The following is a 17,273-nucleotide window of genomic DNA, read 5'->3' as shown; positions in this document are numbered from 1 at the left end:
GGGTGCCCCGTGCGGAGGCATGACGTGCCTCCGTACGGGGATGCTTCCGGCCATCGGGTGGGCGCCGGGTCGTGGCGGGGCGCCGGCGCGGTGGTGGGCGGACGTGCGGCTCGGGCGCCTGTTCCCCGGGCGGACACGGGTGCGGGCGGGAGGCCGCCGCCCAGGTCGGAGGCGTGATCGGGGCCCCTGATCGGCAGTCGAACGCACGTACTTTAGGACGGGGATGTCCCGGATTGTCGACGGACCTGTAACAGCGGTTAGCGGCCGGTCAGTTGGCGGGAAACCCCCGGGCATGACGAACACCCCGCTCTCCCCCCGCCCCCTGTCCCACCTGGCCGCCGACCGGCGGCGCGTGCTGTCCGCCGCGCAGTTGCGCGCGCACGGCGTGTCCGCCGCCGAGGCCGACGCGCAGTGCCGGGCAGGCGGGCCCTGGCAGCAGCTCCTGCCGGGGGTGTACCTGCTGCACCCCGGCCCGCCCACCAGCGAGGAGCGGCTGCACGCCGCGCTGCTGTACGCCGACCGGCGCCCGCAGCCGTCCGACGCGATGATCACCGGGCTCGCCGCGCTGGCGCTGTACCGGTTCACCGCCGCCCCGCCGCTGCCGTCGCTGGACCGCGTCGACGTCCTGGTCCCCCGCACCCGGCGGCTGCGGTCCACGGGGTACGTACGGGTGGTGCGTGCGCAGGAGCTGCCGAAGCCGGTGGAGGTGACCGGTGTGGCCGTCGCCCCGGTGGCCCGCGCGCTGGCGGACGCCGTCGCGCAGCTCGGCGACGCCCACACCGTACGCCGGCTGCTGACCGAGGCCGTGCGTGCCGGCCACTGCGAACCGGCGGCGGTGGTGCGGGAGTTGAACCGGTTGCGACTGCTGGTGCGGCCGCACGTCGTGGACGCCGTCGACTCGCTGCTCGCCGAGGGTCGGGCGCTGGCCGAGGACCGGCTGTACGAGATGGTGCGGACGCACGGCCTGCCGGAGCCCCTGTGGAACGTCGACCTCCGGCTGCCGGGGGGCCCGCACCTGGGTGGTGTGGACGCGTACTGGCCGGACCATGCCGTCGCCGTCGAGCTCGACACCCGTTCCCCGCGCCAGCACGACGACACGGTGTGGACGGAGTACACCCGCAAGCGCGAGCACATGGAGCGGCTCGGCATCACCGTCGTCCACATCACACCCCGGAAGCTGCGGGACGCCCTGGTACAGCAGGCGGTCGTAGTGCGTACCGCGCTGATGGCGGCCGGGGACCGCGCCCCGGCCGCCTATGTGGTCGTCCTGCCACGGTAGGCCGGACGCCCGCCGGTTCAGCCGCAGAACTCGGCCTCGACGACCGCCTGGGTGTCTCCCGCCCAGTCGCCGTTGACGTTCGACGTGAGCGAGTGCCTGCCGTCCCGCGTGGCCACCATGTCCGAACCGGAGCCGTGGATCCCGCCGCTGTGGCCCCACACCTCCTTGCCGCAGCTCAGCTTCCGCACCATCACGCCCAGGCCGTACCGCGCGGACGGCATGTCCTCGCCCACGGCGACCGTGGTGGTCATCTCCTTCATCTGCCGGTGCGGCAGCAGCTCGCCCTTGAGCAGTGCCCTGACGAAACGCTGGAGGTCGGCGGAGTCGGAGATCATCTCGCCCGCGGCCCAGGCGATGGAGGGGTTCAGCTCCGTGACGTCGTGGACGGTCGCACCGGGCTCCGCGGAGAGGGTGGAGTACGCCCGGCCGCTCGGCCGGGGCATCTTCGGGTCGGTGCCGGGCACGCTGGTGGCGCGCAGTCCGAGCGGCTTCAGGATGCGGCGTTCGATCTCCTTCCCGTAGGGCCGCCCGGTGACCTTCTCGATGACCATGCCGGCCAGCAGGTAATTGGTGTTGGAGTAGCGCCAGTCGGTGCCGGGGGCGAAGTCCGGCTCGTGCCGCATGGCGATGTCCACCAGTTGGCGCGGGGTCCAGGTGTCGTAGCGGTGTTCCAGGAAGCGGGGGCCGAAGACCTTCTCCTGGAACCCCGGGTCGACGGTGACGTCGTAGACGCCGCTGGTGTGGTTGAGCAGTTGGCGGATGGTGATCTTCCGGCCGTCGTGGCCGTTGCCCCGGACGACGCCGGGCAGCCGGCGCTCGACCGTGTCGTCGAGGTCCAGTCTGCCCTCGGCCTCCAGTTGCAGCACGACCGTGGCGACGAAGGTCTTGGTGATGGAGCCGACGCGGTAGCGGTCCTGCGGCAGACGCGGGCGGCCGGTGGTGCGGTCGGCGACGCCCGCGGTGCCGTTCCAGGTGCCGTGCCGGTCCTGCGCCTGGGCGAGCGCGCCGGGGAGGCCGGCCCGGACGAGGGCGTCGACGGCCTCCTGGGTGGGCCGGTGCCGGTCCGCGGTCCTCTCCCCGGCCAGGGCGGGAGCGGTGAAGGCGGTGGCGGTGAGCGCTGCCGCCAGCACCACGGCGGACAGTGTCTTCCGTACGGACATGCCGGAGTTCCCCTCTGCGCGACGTGTGGTCACGGGGCAGGACTCGGACGGTGTCGGGCGCGTTGCCCGGTCCGGAAGCGTTGAGCGTGTTTCAGCCGTTGTGCGTGAGGCGTCCGGCGGCGGGCCGTTCACGCCACAGCCGCAGTCCGACGTCGACGACTCCGACGCGTACGAGGGAGGGGACGTCCTCCAGCGGGTGCCAGGCGGCCAGGTCGGTCGAGCCGCCCACCTCGGGGCGCATGTCGCCACCGGTGATCCGGCCCTCGTAGAGGATGCGCAGGCCCTGGAAGTCGGTGGCGGCGCCCAGCCGGCGGGTGTAGCGCCGGCGTATCGAGTCGATGCCGAGGAGAGCCGTCATCTCGGCCCGGTAGCCGGTCTCTTCCTCCACCTCGCGCACGACGGTGTCGAGGGGGTCCTCCCCGTGGTCCATGCCACCGCCGGGCAGGGTCCATTCCCTGGTGCCGTCGGTGACGATTCCCCGGGCCAGCAGGATCCGTTCGTCCCGTACGCACACGGCGTAGGCGGCGACTCTCAACCTCTCGTTCATGGGCCGAGATTAGACGGGCCAGGGCCGGACGCGCCGGTGGGATTTCGGACCGCACACGGACCGCACACCCCTTGGAAAGGTGAACAGTCAACTACATATGGGCCTTTGAGGCCGATTCGTCTTCGATGGCGTACGGCCCGCGGTGGCGGATGTACGCCATAAACCCATCCTGACCTCCGACAACCCTCCACAAAACCCCGTCACTTACGAAAGGGTGAGCGGTCATCCGGCACCGAATTCCGGACTCTCTCTTTCACATACAGGGATGCTGATGACCACCCTCGAATCCCAGGGCTCCATATCAGGGAGCCCGGCCCCCGGCCACAGACGGGCGGCCCGCGTGGCCGCCGCAGCGGGGCTGGTGGCCGCGCTCGTCGCGGCCGGCACCGCCCCGGTCTTCGCCGCCGAACCGGCGGACCCCGCGCCGCCCAAGCCGGCCCCCTCGTCCGCCACCGCGGACAAGCTCGGCTCGGCCGACACCGAGCGGCTCGCCGAGGCGGAGGCCACCGGCCGCAAGACCGTCACCGTCATGGTGGCCACCGCCCCCGGTCAGACCGAGCAGGTCGCCGCGCAGCTTGACGGAGTCGCGGGCGCCACGGTCGGCACGACGTACGACAAGCTCGGCTACGTCCGCGCCACCCTGCCCACCCCGAAGGCGGAGTCCGCGCTCGACCAGGCGGCGAAGCTGCCCTCCGTCAAGGGCATCGACCTCCAGTACGAGATCGAGCTGGACGACCCGTCGCCGGACGCCGGCCAGTCCGCCGCCCGGGGCGCCGCCACCGGCACGACGACCACGTACCCGGGTCCGAGCGCCAAGACCCCCGCGAAGAACCCGTACAACCCGTCCTTCGAGACGGGCGCGGTCGACTTCGTGAAGAAGTACCCCAAGGCCGACGGCCGGGGCGTGACCATCGGCATCCTGGACTCCGGGGTCGACCTGGACCACCCGGCGCTGCAGAAGACCACCACCGGTGAGCGCAAGATCACCGACTGGGTCACCGCCACTGACCCGGTCGGCGACGGCGACGGCACCTGGCGGCGGATGAACGTGGCCGTGGAGGGGCCCACGTTCACCGCCGACGGGCGCACCTTCACCGCGCCGGCCGGCAAGCACGCCTACAGCCGGTTCGCCGAGGCCGTCACCAAGGGCGGCGACATGGCCGGTGACCTCAACCGGGACGGCGACACCACCGACGCGTGGGGCGTGCTGTACGACGCCGCCGCCGGCACCGTGCGGGTCGACCTCAACGACAACGCCGACTTCACCGACGACGTGGCGATGAAGCCGTACAAGGACGGCTTCCAGATCGGCCACTTCGGTACGGACGACCCGGCGACCGAGGTCGCCGAGCGCATCCCGTTCGTGGTCGAGATCCGCAAGGACGTCGAGTACAACGACGCCGGTGACAAGGCCGACTACGTCAACATCGGCATCATCAACTCCGACCACGGCTCGCACGTCGCCGGCATCACCGCCGCCAACGGGCTGTTCGGCGGAAAGATGAACGGTGCCGCGCCCGGCGCGAAGCTCGTCTCCTCGCGCGCCTGCACCTGGTCCGGCGGCTGCACCAACACCGCCCTGACCGAGGGCATGGCCGACCTCGTCGTCAACCGCGGTGTGGACATCGTCAACATGTCCATCGGTGGTCTGCCGGCGCTCAACTCCGGCGACAACGCGCGTGCCGAGCTGTACGGCCGGCTCATCGACACCTACGGCGTCCAGCTCGTCATCTCGGCCGGCAACGAGGGCCCCGGCATCAACACCATCGGCGACCCCGGCCTGGCCGACAAGGTCGTCTCGGTCGGCGCGGCGATCTCCAAGGAGACGTGGGCGGCGAACTACAACTCGGTCGTCGAGAAGAAGTACGCCATGTTCCCCTTCTCCTCGCGCGGCCCGCGTGAGGACGGCGGGTTCACCCCGACGATCTCCGCGCCCGGCTCGGCGGTCAACACCATCCCGCTGTGGATGGCGGGTGCGGGGGTGCCCGAGACCACCTACAAGCTGCCCGCCGGCTACGGGATGCTCAACGGCACCTCGATGTCCTCGCCGCAGGCGGCGGGCGCGAGCGCGCTGCTGATCTCGGCCGCCAAGGCGAAGAAGATCGAGCTGTCGCCGCTGACCCTGCGCACCGCGCTGACCAGCACCGCCAACCGCATCTCCGGTGTCGCCGCGCACGAGCAGGGCTCCGGCCTGATCGACGTCGTGGACGCCTGGGAGTCGATCAAGGACGGCGCGACCGCGCACGACTACAAGGTCGCCGCCCCGGTCGACACCGCGCTGGACCAGCACCTGAAGAAGCCCGGCACGGGCATCTACGACCGTGAGGGCGGCCTCAAGGCCGGCCAGAAGAAGGTCTACGACGTCACCATCACGCGCACGACCGGCCCGGACCGGCCGATCGAGCACGAGCTGGACCTGAAGTACAACGACGGCACCTTCCGCATCCTCGGCGACGACGAGGTGGACCTGCCGCTGAACAAGCCGGTCACGATCAAGGTGCAGGCCAAGCCGGGCTCCGCGGGCGTGCACAGCGCGATCGTGGAGGCGGACGACGAGGACACCGAGGGCGTCGACAAGCAGATCCTCGCCACCGTGGTCGTCGCGCACGACCTGGCGAAGCCCTCGTACACCTTCTCGGCCGGCGGCAGCGTCCAGCGCAACAGCCACAAGTCCTACTTCGTCACCGTGCCCGAGGGCGCCAAGGCGCTGGAGGTGGCGATCGGCGGGCTGAAGGAGAAGAGCCAGACCCGGTTCATCTCCATCCACCCGTACGGTGTGGCCGTCGAGGACACCGCGTCCAACCTGTGCTACCCGCACTACAACCCGGCCAACACCTGCCGCCCGGACGTGCGCTCGTACGCCGACCCGGCGCCGGGCGTCTGGGAGATCGAGGTCGAGTCGCGGCGTACGTCGCCGGACCTGGACAACCCGTACAAGCTTGACGTCACGCTGCTGGGCGCGGCCTTCGACCCGGCCGTGAAGACGGTCCCGGAGGCCAAGGTCGGCACGCCGGCCGCGGTCGACTGGAAGGTCACCAACACCTTCGCGGCGATCGACGGCAGGCTGAAGGGCGGATCGCTCGGTTCCGCGAAGGTCGCCGCGCCGACGATCAAGAACCACGAGTCGCAGACCAGCACGGTGACGGTCGGCGAGGGCGTGGAGCGCCTCGACGTCGTGATCGGCAACACCTCCGACAAGGGCGCCGACCTGGACCTGACCGTCCTGAAGGACGGCAAGGTCGTCGGCCAGTCGGCGGACGGCGACTCGGAGGAGTCGGTGTCGGTGGCCAAGCCCGCGCCGGGCACGTACACGATCGTCGTCGACGGGTACGCGGTGCCCGCCGGGACGACCACGTACGACTACAAGGACGTGTACTTCTCGTCCGCGCTCGGCACGCTCAAGGTCGACGAGTCGAAGCCGGTCACCCTGGCGAGCGGGGCGTCCGCGCAGGTCGCGGCCGAAGTGCTGGTGAACGGCGCGGCCCCCGAGGGCCGGCAGTTCTTCGGCGAGGTGTCGCTGCTGACGGCGCGCGGCACGGCCGCGGGCACGGGCAGCGTCGTGATCGAGAAGGTCACTCCGTAGCTCCGTACGTACGGTGAGTGAGGGCGGGCGTCCGGACCGGGCGCCCGCCCTTTCCGTCGCCTCGCGTGCTGCTTCTCACGTCCCGGACAATGAATTGGACAAGCCGGGCCAGGTGATACGCATCATGGGTGCGGCACCCAGGCCGCCAGGCCCGTAAGCACGTACGGAGGAGTCCCCGTGAAGGTAGGAATCGTCGGAGCCACCGGTCAGGTCGGCACGGTCATGCGCAAGATCCTTGCCGAGCGGAACTTCCCCGTCGACGAGCTCCGGCTGTTCGCCTCCGCCCGGTCGGCGGGCTCGGTCCTGGACGGCGTGACCGTCGAGGACGCCTCCACGGCCGACTACACCGGCCTGGACATCGTGCTCTTCTCGGCCGGTGGCGCCACCTCCAAGGCGCTCGCCGAGAAGGTCGCCTCGCAGGGTGCCGTGGTGATCGACAATTCCTCCGCCTGGCGCCGGGACCCCGAGGTGCCGCTGGTCGTCTCCGAGGTGAACCCCCACGCGATCAAGGACCGCCCGAAGGGGATCATCGCCAACCCGAACTGCACCACCATGGCCGCCATGCCGGTGCTCAGGCCGCTGCACCAGGAGGCGGGGCTGACCGCCCTGGTCGCCACCACCTACCAGGCCGTCTCCGGCTCGGGCCTGGCGGGCGTCGCGGAGCTGGACGGCCAGGTCAAGGCCGTCGCCGACAAGGCCGCCGAGCTCACCCACGACGGTGAGGCCGTGGCGTACCCGGAGCCCGGCGTCTACAAGCGTCCTATCGCCTTCAACGTGCTGCCGCTGGCCGGCTCGATCGTCGACGACGGCTCGTTCGAGACGGACGAGGAGCAGAAGCTCCGCAACGAGTCCCGCAAGATCCTGGAGATCCCGGACCTCAAGGTCTCCGGCACGTGCGTGCGCGTCCCGGTCTTCTCCGGCCACTCTCTGCAGGTCAACGCCCGCTTCGAGCGTCCGATCAGCGTGGAGCGCGCCTACGAGCTGCTGAAGGACGCCGAGGGCGTGGAGCTCTCGGAGATCCCCACCCCGCTCCAGGCGGCCGGCAAGGACGCCTCCTACGTGGGCCGCATCCGGGTCGACGAGACCGTCGAGAACGGCCTGGCGCTGTTCCTGTCCAACGACAACCTCCGCAAGGGCGCCGCGCTGAACGCGGTGCAGATCGCGGAGCTGGTGGCCGAGGAGCTCAAGGGCGCCTGACGGCGGCACGCACGACGCGGGGGCGGTCACCTTGACGGGTGGCCGCCCCCGTCTCGTGCCCGGGCTCCGGACGGCTCGGACCATGGCCCGTCGCCGACTGTCGGTGGTAATGGGTCGTCGCCTTCCGCACCCGCCGTGGAAGGATGACCGCAAACGTCACACAACGAGGAGATGACCGGGTGCCTGGCACGAACCTGACCCGTGAAGAGGCCCAGCGGCGGGCGGAGCTGCTGACCGTGGACTCGTACGAGATCGACCTCGATCTCAGTGGCGCGCAGGAGGACGCGACCTACCGGTCGGTGACCACCGTGCGCTTCGATTCCGCCGAGGACGGGGCGGAGACCTTCATCGACCTGGTGGCCCCCGCCGTGCACAAGGTCACCCTGAACGGCCACGCGCTGGACGTCGCGGCCGTCTTCCGGGACTCGCGGATCGCGCTGAAGCACCTGAAGCAGGGCCGCAACGAGCTGACGGTCGTCGCGGACTGCGCGTACACGAACACGGGCGAGGGCCTGCACAAGTTCGTCGACCCGGTCGACGACCAGGCGTACCTCTACACCCAGTTCGAGGTGCCGGACGCGCGGCGCGTGTTCGCCAGCTTCGAGCAGCCCGACCTGAAGGCCACGTTCCGGTTCACCGTGAAGGCGCCGTCCGGCTGGACCGTCATCTCGAACTCGCCGACGCCGGAGCCGAAGGACGACGTCTGGGCCTTCGAGCCGACGCCGCGTATGTCCACGTACGTCACGGCCCTGATCGTCGGCCCGTACCACGCGGTGCACAGCACCTACGAGGGCCCGGGCGGGCAGGTCGTACCGCTGGGCATCTACTGCCGTCCCTCGCTCGCCGAGTACCTGGACGCGGACGCGATCTTCGAGGTGACGCGGCAGGGCTTCGACTGGTTCCAGGAGAAGTTCGACTACGCATACCCCTTCGCCAAGTACGACCAGCTCTTCGTGCCGGAGTTCAACGCGGGAGCGATGGAGAACGCGGGTGCGGTGACCATCCGCGACCAGTACGTCTTCCGGTCGAAGGTGACGGACGCGGCGTACGAGGTGCGCGCGGAGACCATCCTGCACGAGCTGGCGCACATGTGGTTCGGTGACCTGGTCACCATGGAGTGGTGGAACGACCTGTGGCTGAACGAGTCGTTCGCCACGTACACGTCGATCGCCTGCCAGGCGGCGGCCCCCGGCTCGCGCTGGCCGCACTCGTGGACGACGTTCGCGAACTCGATGAAGACCTGGGCGTACCGGCAGGACCAGCTTCCGTCCACGCACCCGATCATGGCCGAGATCAACGACCTGGACGACGTCCTGGTCAACTTCGACGGCATCACCTACGCCAAGGGCGCCTCCGTGCTGAAGCAGCTCGTGGCGTACGTCGGCGAGGATGCCTTCTTCCGGGGCGTGCAGGCCTACTTCAAGCGGCACGCGTTCGGCAACACCCGTCTGTCGGACCTGCTGGGCGCGCTGGAGGAGACCTCCGGGCGCGACCTGCGGACCTGGTCGAAGGCATGGCTGGAAACGGCCGGTATCAACATCCTCCGTCCGGAGATCGAGGTCGACGGCGACGGTGTGATCACCTCCTTCGCCGTCCGGCAGGAGGCCCCCGCGCTGCCGGCCGGCGCGAAGGGCGAGCCCGTGCTGCGTCCGCACCGGATCGCGATCGGCCTGTACGACCTGGAGGGCGGCAAGCTGGTCCGCACCGACCGGCTGGAGCTGGACGTCACGGCGACCGAGCGGACCGAGGTGGCGCGGCTGGTGGGCGAGCGGCGCCCGGCCGTGGTGCTCCTCAACGACGACGACCTGTCGTACGCCAAGGTCCGCCTGGACGAGGTGTCGCTGGAGAACGTCACCAGGCACCTGGGGGACTTCACCGAGTCGCTGCCGCGGGCGCTGTGCTGGGCGTCGGCCTGGGACATGACCCGGGACGCCGAGCTGGCCACGCACGCGTACCTGGAGCTGGTGCTCTCCGGCATCGCGAAGGAGTCGGACATCGGCGTGGTGCAGTCGCTGCACCGCCAGGTGAAGCTGGCCCTGGACCTGTACGCGGCGCCCGAGCGGCGTGAGGCGGCGCTGGGACGCTGGACCGAGGCGACGCTGGCGCACCTGCGCACGGCCGAGCCGGGCAGCGACCACCAGCTCGCGTGGGCGCGGGCGTTCGCGGCGACCGCCCGTACGCCGCAGCAGCTGGACCTGCTGACGGGGCTGCTGGAGGGCACGGAGACGATCGAGGGCCTGGCCGTCGACACCGAGCTGCGCTGGGCGTTCGTGGAGCGGCTGGCGGCGACGGGCGTGTACGACGAGACGGAGATCGCGGCCGAGTACGAGCGGGACCGGACGGCGGCGGGTGAGCGGCACGCGGCGACCGCCCGGGCGGCGCGGCCGACGGAGGAGGCCAAGGCCGAGGCGTGGGCGTCGGTCGTCGAGTCGGACAAGCTGCCCAACGCCGTGCAGGAGGCGGTCATCGGCGGCTTCGTGCAGACCGACCAGCGCGAGCTGCTGGCCCCGTACACGGAGAAGTACTTCGCGGCGGTCAAGGGCGTGTGGGAGTCCCGGTCGCACGAGATGGCCCAGCAGATCGTGGTCGGGCTGTACCCGGCGCTCCAGGTATCCCAGGAGACTCTGGACGCGACGGACGCCTGGCTGGCGAGCGCCGAACCGAACGCGGCGCTGCGGCGGTTGGTGTCGGAGTCGCGGGCGGGTGTCGAGCGTGCGCTGAAGGCGCGGGCGGCGGACGCGTAGGCGTCCGTCAGGCACCTTCGGGCGCCCCGGACCCGGTGGGGTCCGGGGCGTCTTCCGTTCGCAACTCGCCTTTTACGTCCACATCATGACCCGTTGTCAAGGCTCATGCACGGAACCGATAAGCTTTCGGGCCGTTGCGTCCTTGTCATTTGATCTTTCGTTTTCGATCGTTTGAGGGTTTTGATGGTTCGACTGGGATCGTCGCCCGGAAGTCCAGGGCCCGCTTCTCCCGCCCTATGGGCCTTGCCCGCCATCGTCGTCGCAGCGGGCACCGCCGTCGCCGTGGCTCTGGTCTCCGCGCCGGCCCGCACCCCGGTCGCCTGGCTCGGGGCCGCCGCGTTCGTCGCGGTCGCCATCGCCTCGGGTGCGGCCGCCCGGCGCGGCGGGGAGCTGGCGCACCTGCGGGCCACGGTGGCCGAGCAGCGGACGGCCCTCGCACGGCAGGAGGCGGAGACGGTACGGCTCGCCGACACGCTGCTGCCGGACGTGGTACGGCGGCTGCGCGAGGGTGAGTTCCCTGAGGACGTCCTGGCCTCGCTGGAGGCACCTGACGCCTACGGGCCGGGGCTGACGCCGGAGTTCCGGGCCGCCCACCTCGCCGTGCTGCGCTCGGTGCTGGACGCCGTGGTCGCCGAGGAGGACCTGCGCGAGTCGGCGCAGCGGGCCTTTGTGAACATCGCCCGCCGCGTCCAGGCCATCGTGCACCAGCAGGCCCAGGAACTGCGGGACATGGAGGACCGGCACGGCCACAGCCCGAGCGTCTTCGGCGACCTGCTGCGGCTCGACCACGGCACCGCGCTCATCGGCCGGCTCGCCGACTCCATCGCCGTGCTCGGCGGCGCGCGGCCCGGCCGCCAGTGGAACAGGGCCGTGCCGCTCTACAGCGTGCTGCGCGGCGCGATGTCCCGGATCATCGACTACCAGCGCGTGGAGCTCCACTCGGTCTCCGAGGTCGCCGTCGTCGGCCCCGCCGTCGAACCCCTCATCCACGCGCTGGCCGAGCTCCTCGACAACGCCACCCGTTACTCACCGCCGCAGACCAAGGTCCATCTGACCGCGGTGGACGTGAACGCGGGCATCGCCATCGAGATCGAGGACGGCGGTGTGAGCATGAGCGAGGAGGCCCGGAACCGGGCCGAGCGCATGCTCCGCCAGGCACAGCAGGGCATCGACCTCAACGACCTGGGCGAGACGCCGCGCCTGGGCCTCGCCGTGGTGGGCCGGCTGTCGCAGGCGTACGACTTCCAGGTCTCGCTGCGGTCGTCGGCGTACGGCGGTGTCCGCGCCGTCCTCGTGGTGCCGCAGGAGCTGATCACCACCACCTCGTCCGCCACCGGCATCGCCCATGGCATCGGCACCTCGTCCGGGCCCCGGGGCGCCCTGGCACCGGCCGCACGGGAGGCGGCCGGGCAGCCCTCGGGCGCCCCCTCCGGCACCCCGGGAGCGTCCACCGCCTCGAGCGCCCCGGGCGCGTCCGTCACCTCCGGCGCGCTCGCCGCACGCGGCCCGTCCCGCCCGGTCACCGGCCCGTCCGACCCCGACGCGCCGGTCGTGACCGAACGGACGCCCAGCGGCCTGCCGCAGCGGCGCCGCAAGACCCGCGTGACGGCGCCGGCACGACCCGCCGCCTCCGACGGCGCCCCGGAGGCCTCGGGCACCACCACGACCACCCGGACCGCCACGACCGAACCGGAGCCCACGCCCCACGTGCAGCCCGGTATGTGGCTGGCCGCCTTCCAGAGCGGCCTGTCCGGGGAACGCCAGACCGGCGCAGACCAGAACAGCGACGCCTCGCCGGCCTCGGCGAGCAAGGGGGAACAGCCATGAGTCAGCAGCGGCCCGATATGGACTGGATGCTCAAGGACCTGGCCGAGAGCGTTCCGCAGACCCGTCATGTCATCGTGCTCTCCGCCGACGGCCTGCGCATGGCGCAGTACGGGGCCGAGACCGACACCGCCGACCGCCTGGCCGCCGCCTGCGCCGGCCTGCAGAGCCTGGCGGGCGCGGTCGGCGCCGAACTCCCGCACAGCGAGGGCCGGATGCGGCTCGTCGTGATCGAGATGGACGGCGGTTTCTTCTACCTGATGGCGGCCGGCGCCGGGGCCTACCTGGCCGTCCTGGCCGACGAGGGCGTCGACGCGGGTCTCATGGGCCAGCGGATGCGCGACCTGGTGGCGCGGATCGGAGAACACCTGAGCAGCCCGCCCCGCCGCGACGGGCAGCCCGCGTGAGCGACCCGGATCACCGGCGCGGTGACGACACCGACTGGGAGGACGGCAGCCCCGAGCGGCTCTACGTGATCACCGGTGGCCGCAGCGGTTCATTAGAGTCCACCCCTCTCGACCTGGTCACCCTGATCGTGGCCAGGTCGGGGCCCAGGCCCGGTATGCAGCCGGAGCACGCGGCGATCATGCGGATGTGCCAGGCTCCGCTGTCGGTGGCCGAGATCTCCGCGTACCTCTCCCTGCCGGTGAGCGTGGTGACCGTCCTGGTGGGTGACCTGCTCGCCGACGGAGACGTGCTCGCACGGGCGCCCGTCGCCCGCGCCCAACTCCCCGACCTGGCACTGATTGAGGCAGTGATCGATGGACTTCAGAAACTCTGAGCCACCCGCCGGGCCACGCCGTGCGGACGCCCTGCCGGCGACGACCACCGCCGCGGTCAAGGTGGTGATCGTCGGCGGCTTCGGGGTGGGCAAGACCACCCTGGTGGGGTCGGTGAGCGAGATCCGGCCACTGACCACCGAGGAGACGATGACCCAGGCCGGGGTCGGCGTCGACGACACGGCGGGCGTGGAACGCAAGAGCTCCACCACCGTGGCCATGGACTTCGGCCGGATCAGCATCAACGAGGAACTGGTGCTGTACCTGTTCGGAACCCCCGGCCAGGAGCGCTTCTGGTTCCTGTGGCGGGGGCTGTTCGAGGGGGCGCTGGGCGCGGTGGTCCTGGTCGACACCCGGCGCCTGGAGGTCAGCTTCGACGTCATCGGCAGGCTGGAGGAGCGCGGTGTTCCGTTCGTGGTGGCCGTCAACTCCTTCCCCGGCGCGCCCGAGCACCCCCTGGAGGAGCTGCGGGGCGCCCTCGACCTGCCCGAGTCCGTGCCGATCGTCGTGTGCGACGCCCGGCGGCGCGACTCCAGCCGTGACGTCCTGATGACGCTGATGCGCTACCTGCACTCCCTCGCCGTGACCCCGGAGGCATCGTGACCACGCCGTCCACTCCCCCGACCGCGCCGGGCCCGTCCGGGCCACCACCGGGCTGCCCCGCGCACCGGCTGTACGGCCCCGAGGCCGAGGCCGACCCGATGGCCCTGTACGAGAAGCTGCGCGCCGAGCACGGCAGCGTCGCCCCGGTCCTCGTCCACGGCGACCTGCCCGCCTGGCTGGTGCTGGGCCACCGGGAGAACCTGGACGTGGCGCGGACGCCGTCGCGGTTCTCGCGGGACCCGCGCCACTGGGGCGACATGCGGGAGGGAAACGTCCCGCCCGATCATCCGCTGACCCCCATGACGGCATGGCAGCCGGTGTGCCACTTCGTCGACGGCGAGGAGCACCAGCGGCTGCGCCGGGCGGTCACGGAGTCCCTCGAGCGCTTCGACCGGCGAGGAGTACGCCGCTATGTGAAGCGTTTCGCCGACCAGTTGATCGACGACTTCGCCGAGACCAGCCGTGCGGATCTGATCACGGACTTCGCCGAGCCGTTGCCGATGCTGGTGATGACTCAGTTGGTCGGCGCGCCGGACTCGTACGGGCCACGGCTCGTCGAGGCGGCCCGCGACATGCTCCGGGGCACGGCGACGGCCGTCACCAGCAACGAGTACGTCACGGCGGTGCTGCGGGAGCTCGTCGAGCGGAAGAAGACCGTGCCGGGGCAGGACTTCACGTCCTGGCTGCTGGAGCACTCGGCGGCGCTCAGCGACGAGGAGGCCGTCGAACACCTGCGGCTGGTGATCATCGCGGCCTTCGAGTCGACCGCCAATCTGATCGCCAACACCCTGCGCATGGTTCTCACCGACCGGCGCTTCCGCGCCAACCTGTCCGGTGGGCATATGACGCTCCCCGACGCACTGGAGCAGGTGCTGTGGGACGAGCCGCCGTTCACGACGATCCTCGGGCGGTGGGCCACCGGGGACACCCAGCTCGGCGGCAGGCAGATCAGGGCCGGCGACATGCTCCTGCTGGGTCTGGCGGCCGGCAACGTCGATCCGGAGATCCGGCCGGACCTCACGCTCCCCGTCCACGGCAACCGCTCCCACCTGGCCTTCAGCAGCGGTCCGCACGAGTGCCCCGGTCAGGACATCGGCCGGGCGATCGCCGACACGGGCATCGACACCCTGCTGTCCCGGCTGCCCGACCTGGAGCTGGCGGTCCCGGAGGGCGATCTGCGGTGGCGGTCGTCGCTGATGTCCCGGCAGCTGGTGGCCCTGCCGGTGACCTTCACTCCTCGTGGGGCCACGGGCACCACCGCCGCTCCCGTCGCCGGTACCGGCCCCTCCCAGCCGCTGCCCGAGGCAGTGGTTCCCCCGGCCCGCCCTGCCCCCGTGCAGGCCGGGCGGGAGGGCCGGAGGTCCTGGTGGAGCCGCCTGCTCGGACGCCGCTGAGCGGAGCCGGCCGTCAGCCGTCGAGCTGCTGCCACCACCAGGCCATGGCCGGGAGGGGCGGCGGCTCGGGGCTGGGGTCGCTGGGAGTGTCCCGCCAGGTGATGTCGTACGAGGCCCCTTCGACGGGCAGAGCGTTGCGGTTGCGCGGACTGGTGTAGCGCGGGGCCCGGTTGTGGTACTCGATGTCACCCGCGATCCAGTGCTCCAGCGAGCGGAGATAGCGGCGCAGCTCATCGTCGGCACCGCGCCCGACCTGGTCACCCAGCCGGACGAACAGCGTCACCGTGCGGTCCCGCAGGGCGCTCGCGAGGGGAAGCGCCTCCCCGGGCGTACAGCCGTGGTGCCGGGCGAGGACGTTGAGCAGGTTCTGCTCCCGGGGTTCCTGATGGTCGTCCTTGTTGTACGAGCAGAAGTCGTTGTCGCAGCTCACGATGAAGCCGGCGGCTTCGGTGAGGGCCTGGACCGGGGCCGAGTACAGAACGTCCGCCGGCACGTCGATGCCGTTCGCCACGTCGCACCAGGCGAGGGTGAACCGCGTTCCGTTGCCGGAATTGCGCATGGCCACGAAGTCGTTGAGACCGGGCATGAGGCGCCGCTCGGCGTGAGCGGTCTGCCAGGCCGCGCCGAAGACCCAGTCCCTGACGCCCTCGGCGAACCGGCGTAGCTGTAAAGGGGTGAGCATCGCCCGCGTGCGGGTCACCAGGTCGTGCAGCGCGTCGGTGTGCGGTCCCGGAGGCAGCATGGCCGAGCCCGGTGCCTCGACGGCGCGGACGAGCCGGGCCCCGTGGTCGGCGATGGTCGCCGTCCGGCTGGCGGCGGCATCGGAGTCCTGCCAGTCGTCGGTCGCGAACGCCCAGTAGTTCCATTCGGTGAACAGCAGCATCGGCTCGACATCACCGAACGGGATGATGCGGCTGGTGAAGTCGGCGCTGTGGGTGGCCAGGCCCCAGGCGCGTTCGGTGGCGTCCGGGTAGATGTTGTACGTGTCGATCCACTCGATCGCCCGCTCTTCGAGCTCGGCGGCCTTGGGGTGGATGAGGCCGGTGTCGAAAGGGCAGTAGAACGGCGGCAGTCGCCAGCCGATGCGGGACGGCGGGGCGTCCTCGTCGTACGCGGGTGGCATCGTCAGACGCCCCCGCCCAGGCGGAAGAGGAGCAGCCGGGTCTCCATGGCGTGGTCGCGCCAGATGCGGAACAGCTTGCCGTGCGTGATCGTGGATTCCTGGAGCCGCTCACGGGACCAGGCGGTCCTCTCAGGGGAGCCGGGCCGGCCGGTGCCGCGCTCGACGCGCTCCAGTTCGGCCGTGTTCCAGGCCATGGACTGGACCCAGAACTCGGCGACCCGGTCGGTGACGTCCTCGTCCTGTTCGAGCTCGAAGCCGGCCGCTTCGGCGGCCAGGATGTACTCGGTGAGGGTGCCGAGCCGGGTCTTGTAGTAGCCGTCGATGAACTCGGTCCACTCGGGGCGGCGGATGAAGTGCTCCTGGATGCCGAACCAGCCGCCCGGCTTCAGGGCCCGGGCCACGACCTGGAAGAGCCGCTCGCGGTCCATGTAGCCGGAGCTCTCGTTGGCGTAGGCGGCGTCGTACTTGCGCTTGGTGGTGAAGTCGTGGATGTCGCCGAGGACCGGTGTGACGCGGCCTGCGACACCGGCGCGGCGGGCGAAGTCCGCGATGAGCGGCACGTGTTCGGTGGCCACGGTGATGCCGGTGACCTTGCTGCCGTGTTCCTGGGCCCAGTAGATCGAGCCGCCGCCGACACCGCAGCCGATGTCGAGGAGCTTGCCGGGCGGGGTGGCGTACGCGCCCCAGCTGCGGGCCGCGTGCGCGACGATCGCCTCCTGGGACTCGACTATGCGGCGCTTGAGGGCCCGCTGCGAGACGGTGGTGTTGGGGGTGGCGCCGGGGGCGAACAGCCCTACGTGGAAGTGGACGCGGGGGCCCGGTCCGTACTTGTGGAGGATGTCCGCCGTCTTGCGGCTGTAGTAGAGCGGGACTTGCGCGTGGTCGAATGCCTGGCCATCAGTGGTCGGCTGAATGGCGAGGTTGCTGTCCATCGGTTCTCCGGTCCTGCGGTCATGTGGGGGTGTTCATCGGCCGCCCCACCCTGCCCAAAAGTGACTGAAAAAAGTCCTCAGTCACCCAGGGTTTGAGCATAGTCACGC

Annotated in this window: 13 protein-coding genes; 9 read left to right on the top strand and 4 right to left on the bottom strand. The window is 71.1% G+C overall.

The window, feature by feature from the left end; genetic code table 11:
• The first annotated feature begins 292 nt into the window (after nucleotides 1-292).
• Nucleotides 293-1,279 carry a hypothetical protein gene (locus tag ACZ6C1_RS12395; protein ID WP_469240212.1) on the top strand — a complete coding sequence of 329 codons (987 nt, stop codon included), beginning with the start codon at nucleotides 293-295 and terminating at the stop codon, nucleotides 1,277-1,279.
• 17 nt (nucleotides 1,280-1,296) lie between these two features.
• Here ACZ6C1_RS12395 and ACZ6C1_RS12390 read toward each other — a convergent pair whose 3' ends face one another.
• Together ACZ6C1_RS12390 and ACZ6C1_RS12385 are read right to left on the bottom strand one after the other, a co-directional pair.
• Entirely contained in the window at nucleotides 1,297-2,439 is a 1,143-nt protein-coding gene (locus tag ACZ6C1_RS12390; protein ID WP_469240211.1) for a serine hydrolase domain-containing protein, read from the bottom strand.
• A gap of 91 nt (nucleotides 2,440-2,530) precedes the next feature.
• Entirely contained in the window at nucleotides 2,531-2,986 is a 456-nt protein-coding gene (locus ACZ6C1_RS12385) for an NUDIX hydrolase (protein WP_469240210.1), read from the bottom strand.
• Nucleotides 2,987-3,257: 271 nt separating this feature from the next.
• Between ACZ6C1_RS12385 and ACZ6C1_RS12380 the strand changes: the two genes are divergently transcribed.
• The 8 genes from ACZ6C1_RS12380 to ACZ6C1_RS12345 all read left to right on the top strand — a co-directional run bounded on the left by ACZ6C1_RS12380 (nucleotide 3,258) and on the right by ACZ6C1_RS12345 (nucleotide 15,110).
• Entirely contained in the window at nucleotides 3,258-6,569 is a 3,312-nt protein-coding gene (locus ACZ6C1_RS12380; protein ID WP_469240209.1) for a S8 family serine peptidase, read from the top strand.
• A 177-nt stretch (nucleotides 6,570-6,746) separates the two neighbouring features.
• Nucleotides 6,747-7,766 carry an aspartate-semialdehyde dehydrogenase gene (locus ACZ6C1_RS12375; RefSeq protein ID WP_469240208.1) on the top strand — a complete coding sequence of 340 codons (1,020 nt, stop codon included), beginning with the start codon at nucleotides 6,747-6,749 and terminating at the stop codon, nucleotides 7,764-7,766.
• Between the two features lie 179 nt (nucleotides 7,767-7,945).
• Complete coding sequence (gene pepN / locus ACZ6C1_RS12370; protein ID WP_469240207.1) at nucleotides 7,946-10,510, top strand: aminopeptidase N; 2,565 nt, start codon at nucleotides 7,946-7,948, stop codon at nucleotides 10,508-10,510.
• Between the two features lie 183 nt (nucleotides 10,511-10,693).
• A complete protein-coding gene (locus tag ACZ6C1_RS12365) occupies nucleotides 10,694-12,337 on the top strand; it encodes a sensor histidine kinase (protein WP_469240206.1) in 1,644 nt (547 codons plus the stop codon).
• Entirely contained in the window at nucleotides 12,334-12,741 is a 408-nt protein-coding gene (locus tag ACZ6C1_RS12360; RefSeq protein ID WP_469240205.1) for a roadblock/LC7 domain-containing protein, read from the top strand. The genes ACZ6C1_RS12365 and ACZ6C1_RS12360 overlap by 4 nt, the downstream gene beginning before the upstream one ends.
• Nucleotides 12,738-13,115 carry a DUF742 domain-containing protein gene (locus ACZ6C1_RS12355; RefSeq protein ID WP_469240204.1) on the top strand — a complete coding sequence of 126 codons (378 nt, stop codon included), beginning with the start codon at nucleotides 12,738-12,740 and terminating at the stop codon, nucleotides 13,113-13,115. Before ACZ6C1_RS12360 ends, ACZ6C1_RS12355 begins: the two co-directional genes overlap by 4 nt.
• A complete protein-coding gene (locus ACZ6C1_RS12350; protein ID WP_469240203.1) occupies nucleotides 13,096-13,716 on the top strand; it encodes a GTP-binding protein in 621 nt (206 codons plus the stop codon). Before ACZ6C1_RS12355 ends, ACZ6C1_RS12350 begins: the two co-directional genes overlap by 20 nt.
• A complete protein-coding gene (locus ACZ6C1_RS12345; protein WP_469240202.1) occupies nucleotides 13,713-15,110 on the top strand; it encodes a cytochrome P450 in 1,398 nt (465 codons plus the stop codon). Before ACZ6C1_RS12350 ends, ACZ6C1_RS12345 begins: the two co-directional genes overlap by 4 nt.
• Nucleotides 15,111-15,123: 13 nt before the next feature.
• Here ACZ6C1_RS12345 and ACZ6C1_RS12340 read toward each other — a convergent pair whose 3' ends face one another.
• A complete protein-coding gene (locus ACZ6C1_RS12340; RefSeq protein WP_469240201.1) occupies nucleotides 15,124-16,233 on the bottom strand; it encodes a terpene synthase family protein in 1,110 nt (369 codons plus the stop codon).
• A 2-nt stretch (nucleotides 16,234-16,235) separates the two neighbouring features.
• The gene (locus ACZ6C1_RS12335) at nucleotides 16,236-17,165 is read right to left on the bottom strand and encodes an SAM-dependent methyltransferase (protein ID WP_469240200.1); all 930 of its coding nucleotides are present in this window, start codon (nucleotides 17,163-17,165) and stop codon (nucleotides 16,236-16,238) included.
• Nucleotides 17,166-17,273 lie beyond the last annotated feature (108 nt).

The organism is Streptomyces sp. NPDC041796, assembly GCF_055590785.1.
This window is presented reverse-complemented; position numbering and strand designations above follow the sequence as displayed.